We start from the raw sequence: 22,594 nt of genomic DNA on the forward strand, positions 1-22,594 counted from the left end.
GAGCCGGACACGCGTTCGTCATATCGTCCAGCCGCATACCTGTCCGTCGTCAGATGATTTGGGACATTCAGCGGTGTTCAGAAACGGAGGCTCTGGTCCATCTGGGGTAAGAGGTTAGGCAGCCTGCGCGTGGTGGCGCAAGCGGCGATCCATCATGGTCTGGCGCTTGATGCGTTCCCGCTCGGCCAGGATCCCTTCGCCGCGTCCGAAGTAGACATCAGCGGGCGTGAAGTTGCTCAGGCCCTTATGTCACAACCTTTCCGAACCAATGCAGGCACCAGTGCGCGCCGCATGCGTTGAGGTCTCGGGAGGCACGTGAGGGCAGGCTAGCGTTCGCTCCGCATCAGTCTGATCTTATCCCGAACTTTCTCACATCCCTGGTTCAAGCGCACACGAGGCTTCCGGAATGAGCACGACCTCTCGTCAACTTGCCATCGTCACGGGTGCCTCGACCGGCATCGGCTACGAGCTCGCCAAGATCTGCGCCACTCAGGGCTTTGACCTTGTCGTCGCTGCCGACGAGGCTCGCATCAACGAGGCTGCCGAAGTGTTCCGTGGGCTGGGCGCCCAGGTCGAGGCCGTCCAAGCCGACCTCGCGACGCGCGAGGGCGTCGCAGCGCTGTATACCGCCATTGGGAAGATAGGCCGACCCGTCGACGCCCTGTTGGCGAATGCAGGACGGGGCCTCGGCCACGGGTTCCTCGACCAAGATTTCGAGGACGTCCGCCATGTCGTCGACACCAACGTCACTGGCACACTCGACCTGCTTCAGAAGGTCGGCCGCGATATGCGTACTCGGGGATCCGGCCGCATCCTGATCACCGGCTCTATCGCGGGCTTCCTGCCGGGAACCTACCAGGCCGTCTATAACGGCACGAAGGCGTTCCTCGATTCCTTCTCGTTCGCGCTACGCCATGAGTTGAAGGACAGTGGCGTTACGGTCACCTGCCTCATGCCTGGCGCGACGGAGACCGAGTTCTTCGAGCGCGCCGACATGATGGACACCAAGGTTGGCACGTCGAAGAAGGACGATGCCGCGGACGTCGCTAAGGTTGGCTTCGACGCCATGATGAAGGGTGAGGGCGACGTGGTGAGCGGTTGGCACAACAAGCTGCAGTCGGCCATCGCGACGGTCACGCCGTCTGGTCTGCTCGCCGCGATGCACGGCAAAGCCGCCGCGCCTGGCACAGCCGATTCCTGAACGGTTTTTCGTGTTCCCGCAGTGCCGAATGAGACGTCCCTGCACGGGGCATGCGCAATGCCGAATGGAAGAAGCGCGCGTCGTTGAGCCTCCTGAAGGACCACTGGCCTATCAGGTCCTGCCGGGGCGAGTTCGTAGCCGCCCCTACCATGACGATCCATTCAAGTAACAGGGAAGATCCCATGGGAATGGCGACTGACGCGTCCCGAGACACCGCAATGCTTGGACAGCCTCATGTTCGGGTGGAGGGTCCTTCGAAGGTCACGGGAACGGCCGTCTATTCCTCCGACGTGCACTTGCCCGAGATGGCGCATGCCGCACTCGTCACGAGCACGATCAGCCGTGGCCGTATCGTGGAGTTCGACTTGCATGCCGCGGCGGCCGTACCTGGGCTCCTTCGGATCTTCACGTACGAGGATTTCGCCGGCGAGATCCAGCCCGTGAAGCACCTGATGGCTGGGGGCTATACTAACAGCTCGCATCTTCCGTTGGGATCCTCCGCCGTCGCCTACCATGGGCAGATCGTTGCTTTGGTCGTGGCCGAGACGAGGGAGGCCGCCGCGGAGGCGGCCGATTGCGTCAGGGTTGCCTATGAAGCGGTGCCGTTCGCCGCGACCTTTGACGATCCCGGGTCCGAGACCGTGCGCTTGGTCGACCTGAAAAAGGAGCACGTCGACCCGCAACACGGCGACGCGCGAGCAGCCTTCGCCAATGCAGCCTACCGTATTGAAGGGCGGTACGAGACGCCGGTGCAGCACCATAACCCCATGGAGCTGTTCACGACCGCGTGCGCGTGGAAGGGGCCGGACCTGACAGTGTACGAGCCAACACGTTACATTGGCGCCGTTCGACATGGGCTGTCTGCCCAGCTCGGCATCGATGCCAAGCGGATCCGCGTCATCGCTGGACTGATCGGTGGCCATTTCGGTTCGAAGTTCGCTTTATCCCAGCACACCGCCCTGGTCGCGCTGGCATCTAAGCGGCTCGGTCGACCCGTGTCCTTGGTTCCGACGCGGCGTCAGTGCTTCACCATCGCGAACCATCGGCCGGAGACACGGCACACCCTTGGCCTCGGTGCCAATGACGAGGGGCATTTCATCGCCTTGGTGCACGAGGCGGAAATGACGACCTCGCGATTCGATGCCTTCGCAATGGAAGGCACGGACGTAACCGCGAGCCTGTACGGGTACGCCAACGTCTCCACCGATGAGCGGGCTATCCGCGTCGACCGCAATACGCCGGGGCCAATGCGGGCGCCCCCAGAAGTGCCCTACCTTTTCGCGCTCGAAAGTGCGGTCGACGAGATGGCCTGGGCCCTCGGCCTCGACCCTATCGAGTTGCGGCGCCGGAACGACACGGCGACGGACCCGATATCCGGTAAGCCTTTCTCAACGCGGCCTCTGATGCGGTGCTTCGAGGCGGGAGCCTCGGCTTTCGGCTGGTCGCGACGACTACCGACACATGGCGCGATGAAGGATGGAGACTGGCTCGTCGGGCTTGGATGCGCGGCTTCTGTTCGGCCCGTGAAGATCTCACCGGCGTCCCTGCGCATCGTCCTGGCACGGGACGGACGCGTCACGGTCGAGACGGCCCACCATGAGATCGGCAACGGCATCACGACCCTCCTGACGATGGGCGCGGCCGATTGGCTCGGCGTACCTTTGGAAACGGTAGATGTTCTTTTGGGCGACACCCTACTGCCCGCAGCCGGCGTCTCTGGCGGATCCTCCACAACGACGAGCCTGCTTCATACGCTGCAGCTTGGCTGTGAGACCTTGAGACGCCGCCTTGCTGAGAGCGCCGCAACTGCGAACGGACTACTGGCCGGATCGGATCCCTCCCTGTTGCGTCTCGTCGGCGGCATGCTGGCCGCTGCGGACGGCCGCACCGAACCTTTGTCCGATGCTATTGGCAGGCTTGATCCCGTCTCGATCGAGACGCTGGCCGAACTCATCCCGGACGGGAGCAAGCAGGACGATCTTGGCCGGATCCAAGAAGGTCGCATGGCTCTCGAAAGCGGTGCACATGGCAAGGCGCTCTCCTGGGCATTCGGGGCGCAATTTGCCGAAGTGCACATACATTCACTGACCGGCGAGATCAGGGTGGCGCGCTTGCTCGGTGCCTTCGCGGCAGGGCGCGTACTCAACCCGCTAACCGCGAAGAGCCAACTTACGGGCGGGATGATCTGGGGCCTGGGATCGGCTCTCCTGGAGGAAACGGTGCTCGACCATGGCGCGTATCGCAACGACGACCTGGCCGAGTACCTTGTCGCGACGTCGGCCGATGCTCCGGAAGTCGAGGCAATCCTAGTGCCGGATGAGGATACCGAGGTGAATGCACTTGGCCTGAAGGGCTTGGGCGAACTCGGCATCATTGGTGTCAACGCCGCCATCGCGAACGCCATCTATCATGCAAGCGGCCGTCGCTTCAGGCGCCTTCCAATCCGAGCCGAAGGCCTCCTCTGATGATGGTCCGGCGAACTCCATTTTCAGAATAGGTTTGTCGTCCCTTGTTCCGCCGTATCGCGACCAAGTGCGTGACAGTCGTTTCGGTGGGCTGTAGGTCGCTCTTTGGCGTGGCTAGCCCCTTATGGTGAATTCAAATCTTCGTGCCACCACTGATGGTGGGCCCATCACCACCGCAGCTCGACATATGGCTGCTTACGGGCAGTTTTCGATGGATAAGGACTGACCGATTTGGGTCGGATGCGGACGGTACCAACCGTCAGATTTCCGCCACTAAGATGTCTGCTGTGAGGGGAAGCAAGCGGCACTCTGCTATGGCTGAGCGCGAGCTAAACCCCGGACGCCCCCCCGGAACGCACCTGCTCGGGAGAAAACCTATTTCTTAGCCATCTTCTTTCACCCGGAAACAGGAGCTCGGTGCCTTTCTGTCTCCTGCGTGCCGATCCGTGTCGGTGCCAACATTATTGGACCGGCGATGGCATTGAGTGGGCGCGAAGTGGGCATCCAAATGACTAGCACCCGGCGCAACAATGTCCGGCATCGCCTTGTCGCTCAGGTTGGTCTCGTCGTGGTCATGATCACGATCGTGCTCTCAGGCTTCTTCTACACCAACCGGCATCAGCAGGCTCTCATCGACTTGCGCGAGGGCGGGCGGCAAATGCGTATCGCCCAGGAAGCTCTTATGGACGCGGAAGGCTACGTCCTCAACAGAGCCCTCGGCGACGGAGACAGCGAATACAGCGAGTACAGCCGCGCCTTCGAAGCGCTCCATAGCCGTCGAGATACGTATCTCGTCCGGCTCGATCCCTTCCTCAAGACGCCCAACGGGACCAGCGCTTCCGCCGATGCCAGCATTAAGGCGCTCGAAGCCATCTGGACGGATACACTCGAACTCGTCCGCGCCGGGAAGCTGGAGGCGGCTCAGACCCTGCTCAGAGAGCGCAGGAGTGCGGCTCTGATTGGTACCATGCGTCGCGCGTTCGATGCCTTCCTGGCGGACTGGAACTCGCACTTCGCCGACCATGAAACGCGCATTGAGATCGGCAAAAGTGTCGTGTTGCTGTCGCAGATTCTTATTGCGGGAGTGATGATCTTCGCATTCCGATCAAGTGCGCGAGATGCCCAGGCCCGGGCGACGGCCATCACGGACATGGACGCTTCCAGAACACAGATCGGCCATCTGTTCGAGATGACGGATATGCTCCAGAGCGCTGCCGATCATCACGATGCAAACGCAGTCCTCCGAGCCACCGCTGGCGAGTTGATCGGCGGGTTCAGCGGCGCGCTCTATGTTTTCAACAATTCACGGGACCGCCTCGTCCTCTCGACCTCTTGGGCATACGAGGATGGATCGCCCCTGCCTGAGGTAATCGCGATAAACCAGTGCTGGGCCATGAAGCGCGGCAAGCCGCACATCAACCGCGGCGGCTCCAAAGCCCTTTGCTGTGAGCATCATGTCTCCGGCCTCGCCGCCCTCGAAATCCCGATGGTCGCGCGGGGCGAGAACCTTGGCCTTCTCCAGATCTTTGCGCAGGGCTCGGACGCGGAGGAACGCCTCGCTGACATCCTGCCGCTGAGTTCGGCGCTCGGGGACGCGATGTCGCTCGCCCTGTCCAATATCGCTCTGCGCGAGAAGCTGCGCAATCAGGCGCTCCGCGATCCACTGACGGGCCTCTACAACCGACGCTACATGGAGGACAGTCTCGATCGATATGTCCGCATTGCCGAGCGCGAGGGGCGGAAGGTCTCGGTGATCATGATCGACCTCGACCACTTCAAGCGCCTTAATGACGAGCACGGCCATGCGACAGGTGACGCAGTTCTGAGGGAAGCGGCGGCTGCGATCGTCGGAGCGCTCCGTGAGACCGATGTGGCCTGTCGCTACGGTGGCGAGGAACTGATCGTGTTTCTCCCCGACTGCAGCCTTGAGGATGCAGCGCTCAAGGCAGAACAAATCCGAGAGCGGATCGAGGCTCTGTCCGGCGCCCATGGTGCAAAGGTCTCGGCATCGCTCGGGGTGTCCTCTCTGCCGAGCACTTCGAGCAACAGCGCTGACCTCGTCAAGGCAGCCGACACGGCACTCTATCGCGCCAAACATGGCGGAAGAAACCAAGTCGCGATTGCTCCAGTTCAATCAGGTTGGCGCGCCGAACGCGAAGCGCCGGCTAGCTCACCAGGTCGCCTTCGTGTCGCAGCTGAATAGTAGTGAGCGCTCCAGCTCTGATCTCGCGGAGCACATCTGTGTCTGACAGCAAGCCTTTAGGGTGTGTCATCGCTTGAGCCAATTGAGGGCGGCCACAAGGCAGACGACGCCCATGAAGCTGAGGACGGTCTTCGCATAGCGGGTGGCGAGGCGCGCCATTCCCTAAGCCTAGCCTAGAGGCGCTCGACTTGGTTGCGGTCGTCGTAAATCCCGTCCGGGCAGGCCACTGCAATGACGAGAAAACGAACTTCCGCTTTGGGGTCCAAAGTGAATTATCTTGTACGGCAAGGTTGGGTCGTGTCTTCACAGTCCACTCTACGACCGGGTCGGGTGGCAAGCGGACTATCTGCTTTTGACAGCGTAAGGTCATTACCCGGACATCGCTTCCAGCTGAGCGATGGTATGTCCTCAATGATCCGTAGTTGCCCCAACGGAGCTGGGGTCGCCGGGGAATAACACCTTGGCCGTGGCGGCTGGATCCAACGTGTGCGACAGCCTTCGACGAGGCTTATCACCCCATTACCGCATCAGGCTGTCACGGAGTCGCATTCGCATGGTCACGAGACGCGTCGTCAAGCTCACCGAGTTCGGCTCGCCCCAGGTGCTATCGATCGCGACGGAGGAGCTTCCACCGCCGATGGCGGATGAGGTGCGGATTCGGCAGACGGCCATCGGCTTTAACTTCATCGACATCTACCAACGCAAGGGCATCTATCCGCTTCCCCTACCAACGGGCCTTGGCTTCGAGGCGGCGGGGGTCGTCGATGGCGTTGGTTCGGGTGTCACGAGCATCCGGATCGGCGATAGGGTCGCCTACATGAACGCTGGCGTCGGCGCCTATGCAAACCTTCGAAACGTCTCTGCCGACAAGCTCGTCGCATTGCCGGACACGGTGAGCGACGAGGCTGCGGCAACCCTGCTGTTCAAGGGGATGACGGCCCAGTACCTGTTGCGGAAGACACATGCCGTGCAGGCTGGCGACCTTCTGCTCGTGCATTCGGCCGCCGGCGGCGTTGGGCAGATCCTGACGCGGTGGGCGACGGCGCTGGGCGCCACGGTCATCGGCACCACAGGCTCACCCCGCAAGCGGGAGGCCGCGATCGCCGCTGGGTGCGTGGATGTCATCGACCTCAACGATCCGGAATGGCCTGAAGCCTTCCTGGCAGCGAGCGGCGGTCGAAAGGCTCGTGTCGTTTACGACGCGATCGGCAAGGACACCCTGATCAAGTCGCTCGATTGTGCGGCACCGTTCGGTCTCGTTGTTTGTTACGGTGCCTCGTCCGGCAAGGCCCCAGCGGTCGACCCGGAGCTACTCAACAAGAAGGGATGCCTCTTCCTGACGCGCCCCTCCGTCTTTCCCCACAACGCCAACCCGGCGACCTTCCGTGCCAATGCGGCCGACTTGTTCGAGGCCATCGCCCAGGGTCATGTCAACGTCGACATCGGGTGCCGCTTCACGCTCGATGACGTCGTGGAGGCCCACGTTGCTGCGGAAGAGCGTCGCTTTGGCGGCGCCTTGCTCATCAGTCCATAGACCGGCGCTCGGCGAGATTTTTTGCATCCATAATTACGTTGGCCTGAGGTTTGCTGGAGCCGCCCCTCACACATGGAGGGTTCATGACGGTTCCCGAGGTCCAACTCAGCCTGGACGGCATCCGCAAGTCCTTTCCCGGCAAGGGCGGTCCGGTCCCGGTCCTCGACGGTCTCAGCTTCGATATCTACGAGCGCGACTTTGTCAGCATCATCGGCCCCAGCGGCTGCGGCAAGACGACGGTGTTCAACGTCATCGCCGGACTTCTCGAACCCGACAGCGGAACGATGACGTTTCGCGGGGAGGTGGTGCCCGGGCTCCAGGGCCGGGTCGGCTACATGATGCAGAAGGACCTGCTGTTTCCCTGGCGGACAGTCCTGCAGAACGTGATGCTCGGCCTGGAGATGAAGGGCGTCGACCGGGCCCAGGCCCTCGACACGGCCCGTGAATATCTCTCGACCTTCGGTCTGTCGGGCTTCGAGAACGCCTACCCCAAGATGCTGTCCGGAGGCATGCGGCAGCGGACGGCGCTGATCCGGACCCTGATCATGGATCCCGACATCCTGCTCCTGGACGAACCCTTCTCGGCCCTCGACTACCAGACGCGGCTTTACCTCGAAGGCGTGCTCCTCGACGCGGTGGAGACCTTCCACAAGACCGTGGTGCTCGTGACGCACGACATCGACGAGGCCGTCGCCCTCTCCAAGCGCGTCGTCGTCCTGGGCAATCGTCCCACCAAGGTGAAGTCCGTCCACGAGATCGGACTCGATGCCCGTTCGCCCATCGGCGCGCGCAGCGATCCGCGCTTCTCCGACTACTTCCAGACCCTGTGTGGCGAACTAGAGATCCAGACCCGTCAGAGGGCGGCCTGATGGCGACGCACACCTTGGAAACGTCGGAAGCCTTGAAGACGTCCCAGAACCTAAAATCTTCCTCCCCAGCATCAGTCCGGTCCGCCAAGAAACCTGTTGCCCGGCCCCGCGCGAAGCCGGGCGCCCTAGCGCGGGCGGCGGATACGACACTCGGGCGCGGCATCATCCAACTGCTGGCGGTCGCCGTGTTCTTTCTTGCATGGGAAATCGCGGTCCGAGCCGGCTGGCTCACGGAATTCCTGGTCGGTGCCCCGTCGGGCATCTGGCGGGTCTTCCTCGCCTCGATGCTGGACGGATCGCTGCCGGTTGACACCTGGTACACCGTGATCGAAGCGATCATCGGGTTCCTGATCGGCACGCTCCTGGGGTCGCTGGCCGGCCTCGGCCTCTGGTACTCGGCCTTCGTGGCGCGACTCGTCGAGCCCTTCATCGTGGCGATCAACTCGGTGCCGAAGATCGCGCTGGCCCCGATCGTCATCCTGTGGTTCGGCACAGGCTTCGTCTCGAAGGTGGCGCTCGCAGTTTCGCTCACTGCCCTCGTGGCCCTGATCGCCGCGTATCAGGCCGCGCGCGACGCCGACCCCGACCTGCAGGCCCTCCTGGCCTCAATGGGCGCCTCGAAGAACCGCATTTTCAAGAGCGTGATCGTGCCTTCGACCCTTCCGGCCATCATCGGGATGTTCCGCATCAACATCGGCTTCGCCCTCGTGGGCGCGGTGGTCGGCGAGTTCATCTCGTCACAGCGCGGCCTCGGACACCTAATCTACTCGGCCTCGAGCCTCTACGACCTCAATACCGTCTGGGTTGGATTGTTCGTGCTGATGTTCGTGGGCTTCCTCCTCTACCACGTGATCGATTTCGCCGAGCGTCGCATTCTGCCCTGGCGGCAGATCATCACTGCCGGCCAAGTTCAGGTTTGATCTCTGACCACCCGCGCCGATGGGCCTGCTGTCGTCGGCCGCACTGCGTGATCGACGCGGGGCACAGGCTTTCCAAACTCCTGCTTACCGAAGATTTGTCGAAGAAGGGCCTCACGGATGATCCGTTCCAAGCGTCTGCGTCTCTCAACCTCCCTGGCAGTGACCGTGGGATTCGCCAGCCTCGTGGCATTGCCGGCCCGCGCAGCGGACAAGGTCACGGTGTCGCAAGCTTTCCAATCAATGCTCTACCTGCCCTTCTACGTCGCCATGGATGGCGGCTTCTTCGCGGGCGAAGGCGTCGAAGTGACGAAGGAAACGGCGGGCGCCCCAGCCGCCGCGCTCTCGGCCGTGATCTCGAAGAGCGCGCAGTATTCGATTCACGGCCCCGAATGGACAGCCATCGCTGCTTCGAAGGGCGCGCCTGTGAACGTCGTGGCGAACGTGGTCAACGGGGCCGCGGTGTGGATTGCCACCACCCCGGATGTGACTTTCAACGACGTGAAGGATCTGAAGGGTCAGAAGATCGTCACCGGGCTGATGCCGACCACGAGCACATCGCTGTTCCTGAAGCTCCTGAAGGAGAACGGTCTCAAGCCCGAGGATGTTGAGATGACCCAGGTCCAACTCGGCTCCGAGCCAGGCCCGCTTCTGGCCGGACAGGCCAAGATTGCCGTCATGTACGAGCCGGGGCTCGACCAGGTGGTGGCCAAGGGCATGAAGGTCGTGCTGAGCTTTCCTGAGCGCTATGGCCCCTACGCCTTCTCGGCCGTAAGCGCCCGCAAGGACGTCGATCCCGCCATCACTCAGAAGGTCGTGACTGGGATGCAGAAGGCGATCCGCTTCATGCACGCCGAGCCCGAGAAGACGATTGCCATCGCCAAGAAGCAGTTCCCGAACCTTGACCCCGCCGTGGTCGAGGCCGCGGTCAAGCGCATGATGCGTGAGAAGGTCTATCCGGATAGCGTCGACATCACCGCTGAGGCCCTCAAAACCGGCATGGAGACGCAGGTCGCGCTCGGCAATCTCTCAGGCCTGCCTGACTACGCCACCTTCGTGCGCCGCGACTTCATCGAGAAGAGCCTCGCGGCGAACTGAAGCCGCGTTTTCCGAATGCCGCGCCGCGTCGGCGCGGCATTCGGCTGCGCAAGACAACGGAACCTCGATGCTCAACCAACTCGGTCTCGTCGATGCCCTGTGGGCGTTTCGTGATGGGCGCGTTTCGCCCGGCGATTACCTCGCGGCCAGCCATGATGCCGCCCTTGCCCGCTCGGATCTTGCCGCCTTCACTGTTCTCTCTGCGGATCCCGCGCCGGGAGACGGAGCCTGGGCTGGCATCCCCGTTGGGGTGAAGGACATCATCGCCACTGCATACATGCCGACCACGAACGGCTCACCGGTCTATGTGGACCACGTGCCCGCCGCAGATGCCTGGATCGTTGCCCGCCTGAAAACCCTCGGCGCCTCGGTGCTCGGCAAGACGGTCTCCACCGAGTTCGCTTGGCGCCATCCGGGACCGACGCACAATCCCTGGAAGCGCGGACATACGCCGGGTGGCTCATCGAGCGGATCAGCAGCTGCCGTAGCGGCCGGTATTGTTCCCCTGGCCCTCGGTACCCAAACCTTCGGATCGGTGATCCGGCCGGCCGCTTATTGCGGGGTCGTCGGTCTCAAGCCGAGCTACGGCGCCATTCCACGGGTCGGCGTTCATCCCCTTGCCCCCTCACTCGACCATGTCGGCCTGTTCACCCGCTCGGTGACGGACGCCGCCTTCGCCCTAGCGCATCTGATCGGCCAGGACGAAGAGGACCTGCACGGCCGCTCGCTGCCGAGCTTTTCCGTCGACCTCGACACGGGATTGGCGCCCCGTGAGTCGCCGCGCCTCGCGCTGCTTCGGACCACGATCTGGGACAGGGCCGAACCGGAACAGCGCGCACTGCTCGAATCCACGGCGGCAGCTTTCCGAGCGGCCGGAGCCCATGTGTCCGACCTCGTGCTCCCGGCCGCCTTCGAAGGCTTGTGGGAATGCGCGCGCACCATTCTCGCCGTCGAGGCCAGCGCCTGCTTCGGAGCTCTGGTGGAACGTTTCCCCGGCCGGACGAGCCAGCCGCTCAAGGATCTCGTCGCGGAAGGTGCGCAGATCCCGGCAATTACCTACGTTGAAGCCCTACGACGGCAGGCCGATCTGCGGGCGGACCTCAATGCGGTGCTGGCAGGCACCGATGCGGTCCTCACCCTGCCGGCCTCCGGCCCTGCCCCAGAAGGGCTGGTCTGGACTGGCGACCCCGCCTTCTGCGTGCCTTGGACCTGCCTCGGCGTTCCGGCCGTCGCGCTTCCGGCTGGGGAAAGCCAAGGGCTTCCGCTCGGGATCCAGCTTGTGGGCACCTACCGCAATGATCTTGCGCTTCTGCGCACAGCTCGCTGGTGCGAGACGGTCCTGGCCCGTCCCATCACCTTTCCCGTCTTCGGCCCCGCCTCCTGAAAACCCGCACATCGCGATCATCGGAACGCTGCCCCATGCTGTCCCTCCTCTCGCTGCGCAAGCAGATCGATGCCGGCTCACTCACGCCGCGCGAGGCCATTTCCCTCTCCGAGGCCGCGATTGCCGAGCACGAGCCTGAGATCCAGGCGCTGGTCAGCCGAAATCCCGATCCGGTCGTACCTGAGCAAGGTTCCCTCGCGGGCATCGCTGTAGGAGTGAAGGATATCCTCGACACTGCGGACCTGCCAACGCAGATGGGGTCGCCGATTTACGAAGGCTGGCGCCCGCGCGCAGATGCGGCCATCGTGGCACGCCTGAGGCGGCTCGGCGCCGTACCGCTGGCTAAGACCACCACAACGGCCTTCGCCTTCCTGGACCCGACACAAACCCGAAATCCGCGCCACCTTGGCCATACGCCGGGCGGTTCGTCGGCGGGTTCGGCCGCCGCTGTATCAGCGGGGATGCTGCCGCTGGCGCTGGGCACACAGACCGGGGGCTCAGTGATCCGCCCGGCCGCCTATTGCGGAGTGGTGGGGATGAAACCGTCCTTCGGGCTCCTGCCCACGGTGGGCATGAAATGCTTCTCCTGGACGCTCGACACGCTGGGCCTATTCACCGCGGGCGTCGCCGATGCCGCCCACGCCCTCGCGCTAATGACGGGGCGTCCGGGTCTCGACCTTCCCGCAACAGAGCTAGGCACGCCGCGCATCGGCGTCGTCCTGCAGGATTTCTGCACCGCTGCGGAGCCCGAAGCGCTGGATGCCCTCGAACGCGTGCGGGCTGCCGCCGAAGCCGCCGGAGCCCGCCTGCGCGATGTCGGCCTGCCAGCGGTCTTCGCCGAAGCCTTCGGGCTTCATGGCACGATCCAGGATTTTGAGGCGGCCCAGGCGCTGGATTGGGAATACACCACGCATCGCGCGGACCTCGGACCACTCCTGGGCGCGCATCTCGATGCCGCGCAAGGCGTGTCGCCCAAGTCCTACGATGCGTCCTTGAAGGTGGCGAATCGCGCCCGGCGGCAATTGCCCGATGTGTTTGCAGAGCACGACGTGGACGTGATCCTGACGCTCTCAGCGCCCGGCCCGGCGCCGGAAGGCTATGCCAGCACGGGCGATTCCCGCTTCAACCGCCTCTGGACGCTGATGGGGGTTCCTTGCGTGACCGTGCCGGTGGGAAGCACCCCGGCCGGGTTGCCGCTCAGCGTGCAGATAATTGCCCGCCTTGGCGACGATGCCCGGGCCCTGACGGCCGCACACTTCGCCGAGACGGTGATGCATGAGCACCATCGCTGATGCGAGCTATTCCAGTAGGCTAGTAAAACGGCACGCAGAACGACCGCTTTTAGGTCTCGCGTAAGGGAACTGCTACGGCAAGGTTGGGTCGGGACCCGTCCGTTTGCTCTACGTTTATGTCGGATGAGTTTGCGACTTTCTGCGGTCGACAGGTGAAGGCGTCGAAGAGGCCGTTCTCAAGCGTTGTCCACCTTCTCAAGACGAGGCGCGGGAGTAGTCCATCCGCTCAAGGTCGGCCAGCAGGCCCGGTCCGGTCGGACGCCAGCCGAGCCGATCCTGCGTCCAGACACTGGACGCTGACATGTCGTGTCCGGCGAACAGGCCAAGCCACCCGAAGTGTCCGGCCACCTCCTCCGACGAGATGGCAGATACCGGCACCTTCAGGCCGCGGCCGACGACCTCCGCGATGTCGCGGGCGCTGACACCCTCCTCGGCGACCGCGTGGTAGCGAGCACCCGCCTCCGCCTTTTCCACGGCGAGGCGATAGAGGCGCGCGACGTCGAGGACGGGACCTGCCGCCCAGCGGTTCGCTCCGTCCCCGACATAGGCCGATACGCCCTTGGCGCGCGCGAGATCGACCAGGTAGGTCACGAGCCCCTGCTTGACCGTGTCGTGGACCTGCGGGAGGCGCATCACCGAGACGTTCACGCCCTCGTCCAGGAGTTTTGCCCCCGCGAGTTCCGAGGCCACGCGGGGGTTCGGGTACTCGGCGTTAAAGACGTCCTCGCTTGCCGGCTGTCCCGGGGCCGGGGAACCGAGGCCGACCCCGGACGTGATCACGAGCGGGCGGTCGGACCCCTTTAGCGCCGAGCCCAGGGCCTCGATGGCGCGCCGGTCCTTCTCGCAGTTGGCGACGAAGTTCGAGAAGTCATCGTGGTCGAAGGCGGTGTGGATGACTCTGTCCGCCTGGGCAGCGCCGCGATGGAGGCTGTCGACGTCCTCCAGGTTGCCGAGGAACGGTTCTGCGCCGGCTTCGGCAAGGGCCCGTGCCCCAGCCTCTGACCGTGTCATCCCCAGGACCCGATGGCCCGCGGAGAGGAGTTCGGGGACGATGGCCGAACCGATGAAGCCGGTGGCGCCGGTGAGGAAGATGAGCATGAGATGCTGTCCGTTGGGTTCAGACGCCAACTATCCGCTCACCACCGATCCCTTTAAAGTAGTGACCGTATCCCGGTATATGGACTAACAGGATCGCCATGCTTGCCAGCTCGGAAACATCGCTCGGAGCATACCTGCGGGACCGGCGGACCAGGCTTGATCCTGCCGCGCTCGGGTTCTCGGGCCGCCGGCGCACGCCCGGCCTGCGCCGGGAGGAGGTCGCCCAGCGCTCGAACATCAGCGCCACTTGGTACACGTGGCTGGAGCAGGGACGTGGTGGAGCGCCCTCGGCCGACGTCTTGAACCGCATCGCGGTCGGGCTGATGCTGACTGAGCCGGAGCGCGAACACGTGTTCATGCTGGCCCTGGGCCGTCCTCCCGAGGTCCGCTACGCGCCGAAGGAAGGGATTACCCCGCGCCTGCAGCGGATTCTCGATACGCTTGAGTTCAGCCCCGCGCTGATCAAGACGGCGACCTGGGACGTGGTAGCCTGGAACCGCGCCGCCGCCGTGGTGCTGACCGACTGGGACACGGTCCCCCCCAGCGAGCGCAACATCCTGCGCCGCATGTTCGGCGACCCACGTATGCGGGCAGCTCAGCATGATTGGCTTAACGTCGCCCGCTATGTCGTCGGCGCGTTCCGGGCTGACGCGGTGCGGGCGGGCGCCGCATCCGAGGTCAACGCACTGGCGGAGGAACTCAGTCGCACCAGCCCGGAGTTCGCAGCCCTGTGGCAGGAGAACGACGTCCGGGCGCACACGGACGGGATCAAGCGGCTCCGGCATCCGATCCTGGGCTCCATCGAGCTGGAGTTCTCGGCCTTCTCCGTGGACGGCCGTCCAGATCTCGGCATGATCGTCTATAACCCCGTCATGCAAAGCGTTCGGGATGGAATCGGCACACTCCTTCGCGGTACTCACGAGAGGTCCGAGACCGAATGCACCCTTACGGAGCCCCTCTAGCAGCGTATGGGCTGGTGGCAGCCCGGGACGTACTAATCTGCTCAACATCCGGCCTGGGTGGGTTTGCGACGGTCCGGTTTGAAGCGACGAGATCTAAGAAACGGACGTTCGAACGAGGGCCGCGAATCGACAGCTTAGCGCATATAGCCGCTGTCCAGCCGACGCTGGCAGCACCTCGATAGCGGACGCTGCGGGAGTGAGAACTTTGGATCCGGATCGTGCCGTGAACGGAAGTAGGTCGGCTACCCACAGACGGACGTTCGGTGTCACTTTTACGAATGATGATAGCCAGGGTAAGCTGTTTCATAAAGCAGTTTTGACGGGAGAAGGCGTCCACCCTTCCGCACACTAACCATACAGTCTTTCCTGCCGCCGAATCACGCAGAAATAATTTGAATAGACTCAAACTTGTCGTTAACAGTTTATTTTCATATATTGCTATGCGATATATAGATTGATTATTATTGATCTAGAATTTCTACCAGAATATCCTCAAATTTCGAAATAATATTCACTCTGCATTCGCTGTAATTTATTCGTCGTTTTTAATTTATAATAAATTCGAAAACAGCAGATCAATACAGTCGAAAATTGTCGATGCAAAAATGAGCACAAAGGATGGATCTTCGATTTCTCACCTTCCTCCATCTTTCTCCCTTTTCCGGCGTAGACGAGGCGGGGGATCTCCGGTCTGAAACGGTTGAGGCAACGGCATCCAATGCGTTGGCTGAGGATCCAGCCGCGGATCGAGGTTGTCCGGCACAGTGGAGTCGCTCCATCCATCGTCTGCCAGCCACGCCAAGGTAACCAATCCATTTGGGCAGGAAACAAGAAAATCTTTGCATGTCTTGGGTTTGGCTGTGTCGATCGGCTGCCAGTCGCCTATTGCCCTGTCCATCTTTGGTTACCCTCGCGGCGTCGGCCCTCATGCAGTGTTCGGTGACGGATTCTTTCGGTGCCTCTACGATGATGCTCGCGTGCGGGCTCAGCCGTTAGATCAATTCGGTATTAACAACCGATCGCACCACAAGCATGGCCGCGTTGGTGGCTGGCTCGTGCAGGGAAATCGCCAGCATTACTCTCCCGGAGGGCGAGCCGTTGCCGCCCCTTCGGCATGGTCGGTACTAGGCAAAATGCTCTGTCGACCATCTATTTCGGACTATATGCCAAAATATGCGCTAGATTATCGCCCTAAAGCATGAAGTAATACTGACATAGGCATTTGATTGCGGCGATTTCTATATTTATTTTCACTTGTTGCGCTGATGGCTCTTCAATTGAGCGATTCATCTCCGCGCTTATAAGTATTGAACTTATATTTCTTGAATATATCAAAGATGCATAGAGCGTAATATTTAAAAACGTCGAGCAGTTGAAAGACTCGAAGGTCAAATATAATCGCGTAAAAATCGAATACTTTCGATCAGGGGAGGGAGCAATGACTACAAGTTTCATTGTCAATCAAGATGATCTCAGCTTCATACTCAAGCAGATCAAGATCGCGGAGGCGCATGCCGACGGCAAGACGATGACGGCAGCGATTCAGTCTGTCTATGTCGGCCTGTCTGACGCCGATGCCGCCTTAACGCCCTACGGCCTGCGCACGGTCGATGGTCAGGACAACAACCTCCTACAGCCCGAATACGGTGCCGGCGATAATCCGTTCCCGCGCCTGCTCGACCCGGTCTTCATGAATGACGACGACGGGGACACGATGCCTCTCGGTCCTCCTGGATCGGGCGCCCCTACGATAACTAACACAGATTATGGTATCTCCAGCAGCGTCGCCGACGCGGATCCGCGCATCATCTCCAATCTCATCGTCAAAATGACGGTCGACAACCCGGCGGCCCTCGACGCCTGGTTCAACAATCCCCTCTCGCTCGCGGCCTTCGAGGCGGATCATCCCGGAAAGGTTCCGATCCGCCCCGGGGAGACACCGACGGGCAACCAGCTGGTCGTCACCAACGCTGACATCGCCCAGATCCCGAACCAGTCACCCGATGTCGGTCTGTCCCCGGGCTTTAATTCTTGGATGACTTTCTTCGGCCAGTTCTTCGACCATGGGCTGGATCTCGTCACCAAGGGCAATAACGGTACAGTCTATATTCCGTTGCAGCCCGACGACCCGCTTTACGTACCGGGCAGTCCAACCAACTTCATGGCGCTGACGCGGGCGACCGTGACGCTCGATGCGAACGGCGTCCCGCAGCATGAGAACACGACGACATCGTTCGTCGACCAGAACCAGACCTATACATCACATGCTTCTCATCAGGTCTTCCTGCGCGAATACGAGAAGAATACGCTCGGCCATGCGGTCTCGACCGGGCGCCTCCTCGACGGCAAGGCGAGCAACGGATCCCTCGACGGCGCAATCGGGAACTGGGCCGAGGTCAAGGCCCAGGCGCTCGAGATGCTGGGCATCCGGCTCGGCGATTTCGACGTCCACAACGTGCCGCTCCTCAAGACCGACCAGTATGGTCGCTTCATTCCCGGCGAGAACGGCTACGCTCAGCTGGTCATGGCGCCGGACGCCACGCACGACACCCCCTGGTTCAAGGAAGGAACCGCCGCGGGCATCACCACGGCGGGGTCCATCGGCACCAACCACGCCTTCCTCAACGACATCGCGCATCACGCCGAGCCGGTCTTCGTCGATCACGACCACAATCTGGGAACTCCGAAGCTGCAACAGGTCGCCGATGACGACCGCCTCGATTTCAATGGCGACGGCGTCAGCAACGCGGCCGACCTCGCTGCCGGAGCGGGCGTCATCCGGGATGCGAACCAGAGCGGTGGCATCGATCTCGACGATCTGAAGGACCTCAATTTCGACGGCAGGATCGATGCGGCCGATCTCGTGGCCGACGACCGAAATCCGCTGACCTACGACAACGAAATGCTCGACGCGCATTTTGTGACCGGCGACGGGCGCGGCAACGAGAACGTCGCCCTCACCGCAGTGCATTCCGTCTTCCATTCGGAGCACAACCGTCTGGTCGAGGAGAACAAGGCTACGATTCTCGCCACCGGCGACATCGATTTCATCAACGAATGGCTGACGAAGGACATCACGCAGATCCCTCCATCCGCCTCAGGACTCGAATGGGACGGTGAACGCCTCTTCCAAGCCGCGCGCTTCGTCACCGAAATGCAGTACCAGCATCTTGTCTTCGAGGAATTTGCGCGCCGCGTTCAGCCGAACGTCGATCCGTTCGTCTTCACCAACAGCGCGGACATCGACCCATCGATCGTGGCCGAGTTTGCGCATGTAGTCTACCGCTTCGGCCATTCGATGCTCACCGGGACGGTGGACCGGCTCGACAACGACCTGAACTCCGTCAACGGCGACAACGCCCAGGCAACGTTGATCGAAGCGTTCCTCAATCCGCAGATGTATGTCGGTACGGCCCATGATCTCGCCGCGACGAACGGTGCCATCATCCGGGGCCTGACCCGCGACGTGGGAAACGAGATGGACGAGTTCATCGTCCAGGACGTGCGCAGCAACCTGCTCGGCCTGCCGCTCGATCTGGCGGCGCTGAATATCGCCCGCGCCCGCGACACCGGTGTGCCTTCGCTCAACGAGACCCGCAAGCAGCTCTATACTGATTTCGGCGACCCCGATCTCAAGCCTTATACGAGCTGGGCAGACTTCGCACAGCACATCAAGAATCCCACCTCGATCATCAACTTCATCGCCGCCTACGGGACCCATGCGACCATCGCCGGCGCGACGACGGTCGATGCCAAGCGTGTTGCGGCCATGGAACTGGTCTTGGGGGTGGACGAGAATGGTAGCGGCGTCGCGGGCGATCGACTCGATTTCCTGAACGCGACCGGCGACTATGCAGGCGGCAACCTCGGCGGTCTCAACACGGTCGATCTCTGGATTGGCGGCCTGGCCGAGGAGCTGAACGAGTTCGGCGGCATGCTGGGCTCGACCTTCAACTTCGTCTTCGAATACCAGATGGAGCATCTGCAGAACGGCGACCGGCTCTACTACCTAAGCCGTACACAGGGATTGAACCTGCTCAACAATCTCGAGCCGAATACCTTCACCGATCTGGTGATGCGCAACACTGATCTGGGCGGGCTCTACTCCACCCACCTCAACGGCTCGCTTTTCACCACGCCGGATCACATCCTCGAACTCGACCGCGGCATCGCTCAGGAGGGCACGGATCCGACCTGGGACAGGGCATCGCAACAGGCGATCGATCCCAAGGTCGTGCGCAGTTACACCGGCGCCACGATCACCGTCGACGGTAAGGTGCATGACGTCGGCGGCACGCTCAAGGTGAGCGGCGGCGAGCATTTCGTCCTCGGAGGCACCGAGGGCAACGACAAGCTCTACGGCGACAAGGGCATCGACACCCTCTGGGGCGACGGCGGCGACGATTACCTCAATGCCGGCATGGAATCCGATAACGTCTTCGGCGGCGATGGCGACGATATCATCGAGGATCCATTCGGTGACGACGTGCTGCGGGGCAACCTCGGCAACGACGTTATCAACGGCGGCACGGGCCTCGATCTGCTGTTCGGCGATGCCGGTCAGGATTTCATCATGGGTACCACCGACACCAAGGAGGTGTTTGCCGGGCTGGGCAACGATTTCGTCCTTGGCGGCAGCGCCCCCGACAACCTGATGGGCAACGAAGGCGACGACTGGATCGAGGGCGGCGAAGGCTTCGACGGGCTCTCGGGGGAGAACTCGCAGCTCTTCTTCAACAGCACCATCGTGGGCCACGACGTCCTGAACGGTCAGGGGAACGATACGGATTACGATGGCGAGAACGGCGACGACATCATGGTCGAAGGGCCGGGCATTCAGCGCAACAACGGTATGGAGGGGTTCGACTGGTCGATCCACAAGGGCGATCCGAACGCGGCGGATTCCGATCTCGGCATCCGCGTCTTCGACAACCGGGAGAACATCATCCTTCGAGACCGCTTCGATTCCGTCGAAGGCCTGTCGGGATGGAAGTTCAACGACACCCTGACGGGTGCTTCCAAGCTCGTGATCGGTGAGAATTTCGTCAACGTGCTCACCCAGGCGGGCGTCGACAGGATCACCGGCCTGCGCGGACTTCTCAACGTGGCGCCGGGCCTGCCGAACGCTGTGGTCTTCGACCCGAGCGGAGGGGCCGGTATCGGCAGCACAGGCGGCGAGATCCTTCTCGGCGGCGCGGGCAGCGACCTGATCCGCGGCAATCTCGGCAGCGATTTCATCGACGGCGATGCCTGGCTCAACGTCCGGATCGCGGTTCATGCGAACAAGGACGGCAGCGGCGCCGTCATTCGCTCGGTGGACAGCCTGAACGAGATCAAGGCGCAGATGTTGTCCGGGGCGATCAATCCCGGTCAGCTCGGCATCGTCCGCGAGATCGTCACCACGGGCGTGGGCGTCAACGACGTCGATACCGCCGTCTTCTCGGGCGATGTCGCGGATTACACGATCAGCGGACCCGATGGCGGCGGACGCCGCACCGTGACCGACAACGTCGGTACGGATGGCACCGATACGATCCGCAACATCGAGCGGCTGCAATTCGCCGATCAGACCATCACGATCAGCGGGACCAACGCCATCGCGACCGGGGCGGTGACGATCAATGATGCGACGCCCACCGAGAAGCAGGTCCTCACCGCGGCAGTTCTGAGCCTTAACGATCTCAATGGGATCAGGCCGGGCACCCTGGTGCTGACATGGCAGTCCTTCGACGGGACCGACTGGCGCGACATCCCCGGCGCAACCGGCGCAACCTTCACGCCCGGCGACCTCCAGGCAGGTCAGTCTCTGCGCGTTGTCGCGAGTTTCATCGATGGTCTCGGCGTTCCCGAACGGCTCACATCGGAACCGACCGCCCCTGTCATCGCCATCAACGATCAACCGACCGACATCGTCGGCGGGCCGCTTTCATCCGATGAGAACCGGGTTAATAGTTCCGTCGTCGGAAGCGTCGTCGGTGTCGACGCTGATACGGCCGTCCTGACCTATTCCCTGGTGAGCAATGCCGGTGGCCGCTTCGCTATCGACAATACGGGAAAGATTGTCATCGCCGACCGGACGCTGATCGATTTCGAGCAGGCGCCGAGCCACGACATCACGGTGTCCGTCCGTGATGGGCAATACACCCTCACGAAAACCTTCACGATCACGATCAACGATGTCGCGCCGGAATCCGTGACGGGCGATGGCCGGGCCAACATCATCCGGGCGGGCGCGGGCAACGACGTCCTCGACGGTCTTGGCGGTGCGGATGACCTCTCCGGAGGGTCAGGGAACGACATCTACTACGTCGACCAGCTGGGCGATGTCGTCCACGAGGTGGTCGGTGGCGGAACCGACAAGATCTACGCGAGCGGCAATTTCATCCTGGGTGCTGGTGAAGCAGTCGAGAGCCTCATCGCCAGGGCCGGCACTCTCGGCATCAGCCTTGGGGGCAATGGTCTTACGAACAAACTTCATAGCGGTGCCGGTGCCGATACTCTCAGCGGCTTTGGTGGGAACGACATCTACTACGTCGATCAGTTGGGCGATGTCGTGCACGAGGCGGCCAGTAGCGGAACCGACAGGATCTACGCGAGCAGCAACTTCACACTGGGGGCAGGTGAAGCCGTCGAGGTCCTGGTCGCCAGGGCCGGAACTCTCGGTATCAGCCTCGGCGGCAACGAGCTCGTCAATACGCTCCAAAGCGGTGCAGGTGCCGATACCCTCAGCGGCTTTGGGGGGAACGACATCTACTACGTCAACGGCTTGAATGACGTCGTGCACGAGGTGGCAGGGGGCGGAACCGACAGGATCTACGCCAGCAGCAACTTCGTCCTGGGGGCGGGTGAATCGGTCGAGACCCTGGTCGCCAAGGCGGGAAACCTCGGCATCAGCCTTGGCGGCAACGAGCTCGTCAATACGCTCTACAGCGGTGCCGGTGCCGATACCCTCAGCGGCTTTGGAGGGAACGACATCTACTACGTCAACGGCGTGAACGACGTCGTGCACGAGGCGGCCGGGGCTGGGACCGACAAGATCTACGCCAGCAGCAACTTCACCCTGGGGGTGGGTGAATCGATCGAAAACCTCTTCGCCAAGGTCGGCGGCCTCAGCCTAACCGGCAACGAACTCGCCAACACGCTCGTCGGGAGTAGCGGCGCCGATCGTCTGAACGGCGGCCTCGGGAACGATACCCTGAAAGGGGGCGCCGGAAACGACACGTTCGTGTTCGCGTCCGGGTTCGGATCGGACCAGATCGTCGGCTTCGATGCCGACCCGACCGGTGGCCAGGACGTCATGGACCTGTCGGGTCTCGGCATCACGGCAGCCGACTTCGCCAGCGAGGTCTCGATCAATCAGTCCGGTGCCAACACCACCGTCATGATCGGGGCCGACACGATCCTGCTCCTCCGCGTCAATGCCAACACCGTCACACAGACCGACTTCCACCTTCTGTAGCCGCAGCCGGTCGAACCCGCCGCGCACACGACCAATATCGGCCGCTTGTTTAGACCGATGAACGCCGATGAAAGTCGGCGAACACCACCGTTTACTCAATAGATACGGAGTG

General features: G+C 62.4%; 12 protein-coding genes. 11 read left to right on the forward strand and 1 reads right to left on the reverse strand.

Translation table 11 applies throughout. From position 1 onward, the window contains the following. The first annotated feature begins 406 nt into the window (after positions 1-406). The 9 genes from AC0IXR_RS12700 to AC0IXR_RS12740 all read left to right on the forward strand — a co-directional run bounded on the left by AC0IXR_RS12700 (position 407) and on the right by AC0IXR_RS12740 (position 12,963). Positions 407-1,201, forward strand: a complete 795-nt coding sequence (locus tag AC0IXR_RS12700; RefSeq protein WP_471760932.1) for an SDR family NAD(P)-dependent oxidoreductase — start codon at positions 407-409, stop codon at positions 1,199-1,201. Positions 1,202-1,389: 188 nt separating this feature from the next. Next, complete coding sequence (locus AC0IXR_RS12705; RefSeq protein WP_471760933.1) at positions 1,390-3,666, forward strand: xanthine dehydrogenase family protein molybdopterin-binding subunit; 2,277 nt, start codon at positions 1,390-1,392, stop codon at positions 3,664-3,666. A gap of 436 nt (positions 3,667-4,102) precedes the next feature. Next, on the forward strand, positions 4,103-5,869 hold the full coding sequence (locus AC0IXR_RS12710; RefSeq protein ID WP_471760934.1) for a GGDEF domain-containing protein: 1,767 nt from the start codon (positions 4,103-4,105) through the stop codon (positions 5,867-5,869). 553 nt (positions 5,870-6,422) lie between these two features. Beyond that, entirely contained in the window at positions 6,423-7,403 is a 981-nt protein-coding gene (locus AC0IXR_RS12715) for a quinone oxidoreductase family protein (protein WP_471760935.1), read from the forward strand. 83 nt (positions 7,404-7,486) lie between these two features. Further along, complete coding sequence (locus tag AC0IXR_RS12720; protein ID WP_244031534.1) at positions 7,487-8,272, forward strand: ABC transporter ATP-binding protein; 786 nt, start codon at positions 7,487-7,489, stop codon at positions 8,270-8,272. Continuing rightward, positions 8,272-9,192, forward strand: a complete 921-nt coding sequence (locus tag AC0IXR_RS12725) for an ABC transporter permease (RefSeq protein WP_056453607.1) — start codon at positions 8,272-8,274, stop codon at positions 9,190-9,192. The genes AC0IXR_RS12720 and AC0IXR_RS12725 overlap by 1 nt, the downstream gene beginning before the upstream one ends. 117 nt (positions 9,193-9,309) lie before the next feature. Beyond that, a complete protein-coding gene (locus AC0IXR_RS12730) occupies positions 9,310-10,287 on the forward strand; it encodes an ABC transporter substrate-binding protein (protein ID WP_471760936.1) in 978 nt (325 codons plus the stop codon). A 67-nt stretch (positions 10,288-10,354) separates the two neighbouring features. Continuing rightward, positions 10,355-11,671 (forward strand): amidase, encoded by a 1,317-nt coding sequence (locus AC0IXR_RS12735; RefSeq protein WP_471760937.1) that lies wholly within the window; start codon positions 10,355-10,357, stop codon positions 11,669-11,671. 35 nt (positions 11,672-11,706) lie between these two features. Continuing rightward, complete coding sequence (locus AC0IXR_RS12740; protein ID WP_471760938.1) at positions 11,707-12,963, forward strand: amidase; 1,257 nt, start codon at positions 11,707-11,709, stop codon at positions 12,961-12,963. Positions 12,964-13,158: 195 nt separating this feature from the next. Here AC0IXR_RS12740 and AC0IXR_RS12745 read toward each other — a convergent pair whose 3' ends face one another. Continuing rightward, positions 13,159-14,061 carry an SDR family oxidoreductase gene (locus AC0IXR_RS12745; protein ID WP_471760939.1) on the reverse strand — a complete coding sequence of 301 codons (903 nt, stop codon included), beginning with the start codon at positions 14,059-14,061 and terminating at the stop codon, positions 13,159-13,161. A gap of 98 nt (positions 14,062-14,159) precedes the next feature. On the opposite strand from AC0IXR_RS12745, the gene AC0IXR_RS12750 reads away from it, so the two are divergent. Beyond that, positions 14,160-15,023, forward strand: a complete 864-nt coding sequence (locus AC0IXR_RS12750; RefSeq protein WP_471760940.1) for a helix-turn-helix transcriptional regulator — start codon at positions 14,160-14,162, stop codon at positions 15,021-15,023. 1,438 nt (positions 15,024-16,461) lie between these two features. Beyond that, positions 16,462-22,482, forward strand: coding sequence for a peroxidase family protein (locus AC0IXR_RS12755; RefSeq protein WP_471760941.1), 6,021 nt, complete (start codon positions 16,462-16,464; stop codon positions 22,480-22,482). Positions 22,483-22,594 lie beyond the last annotated feature (112 nt).

It is taken from the genome of Methylobacterium sp. AC832, from assembly GCF_979256025.1.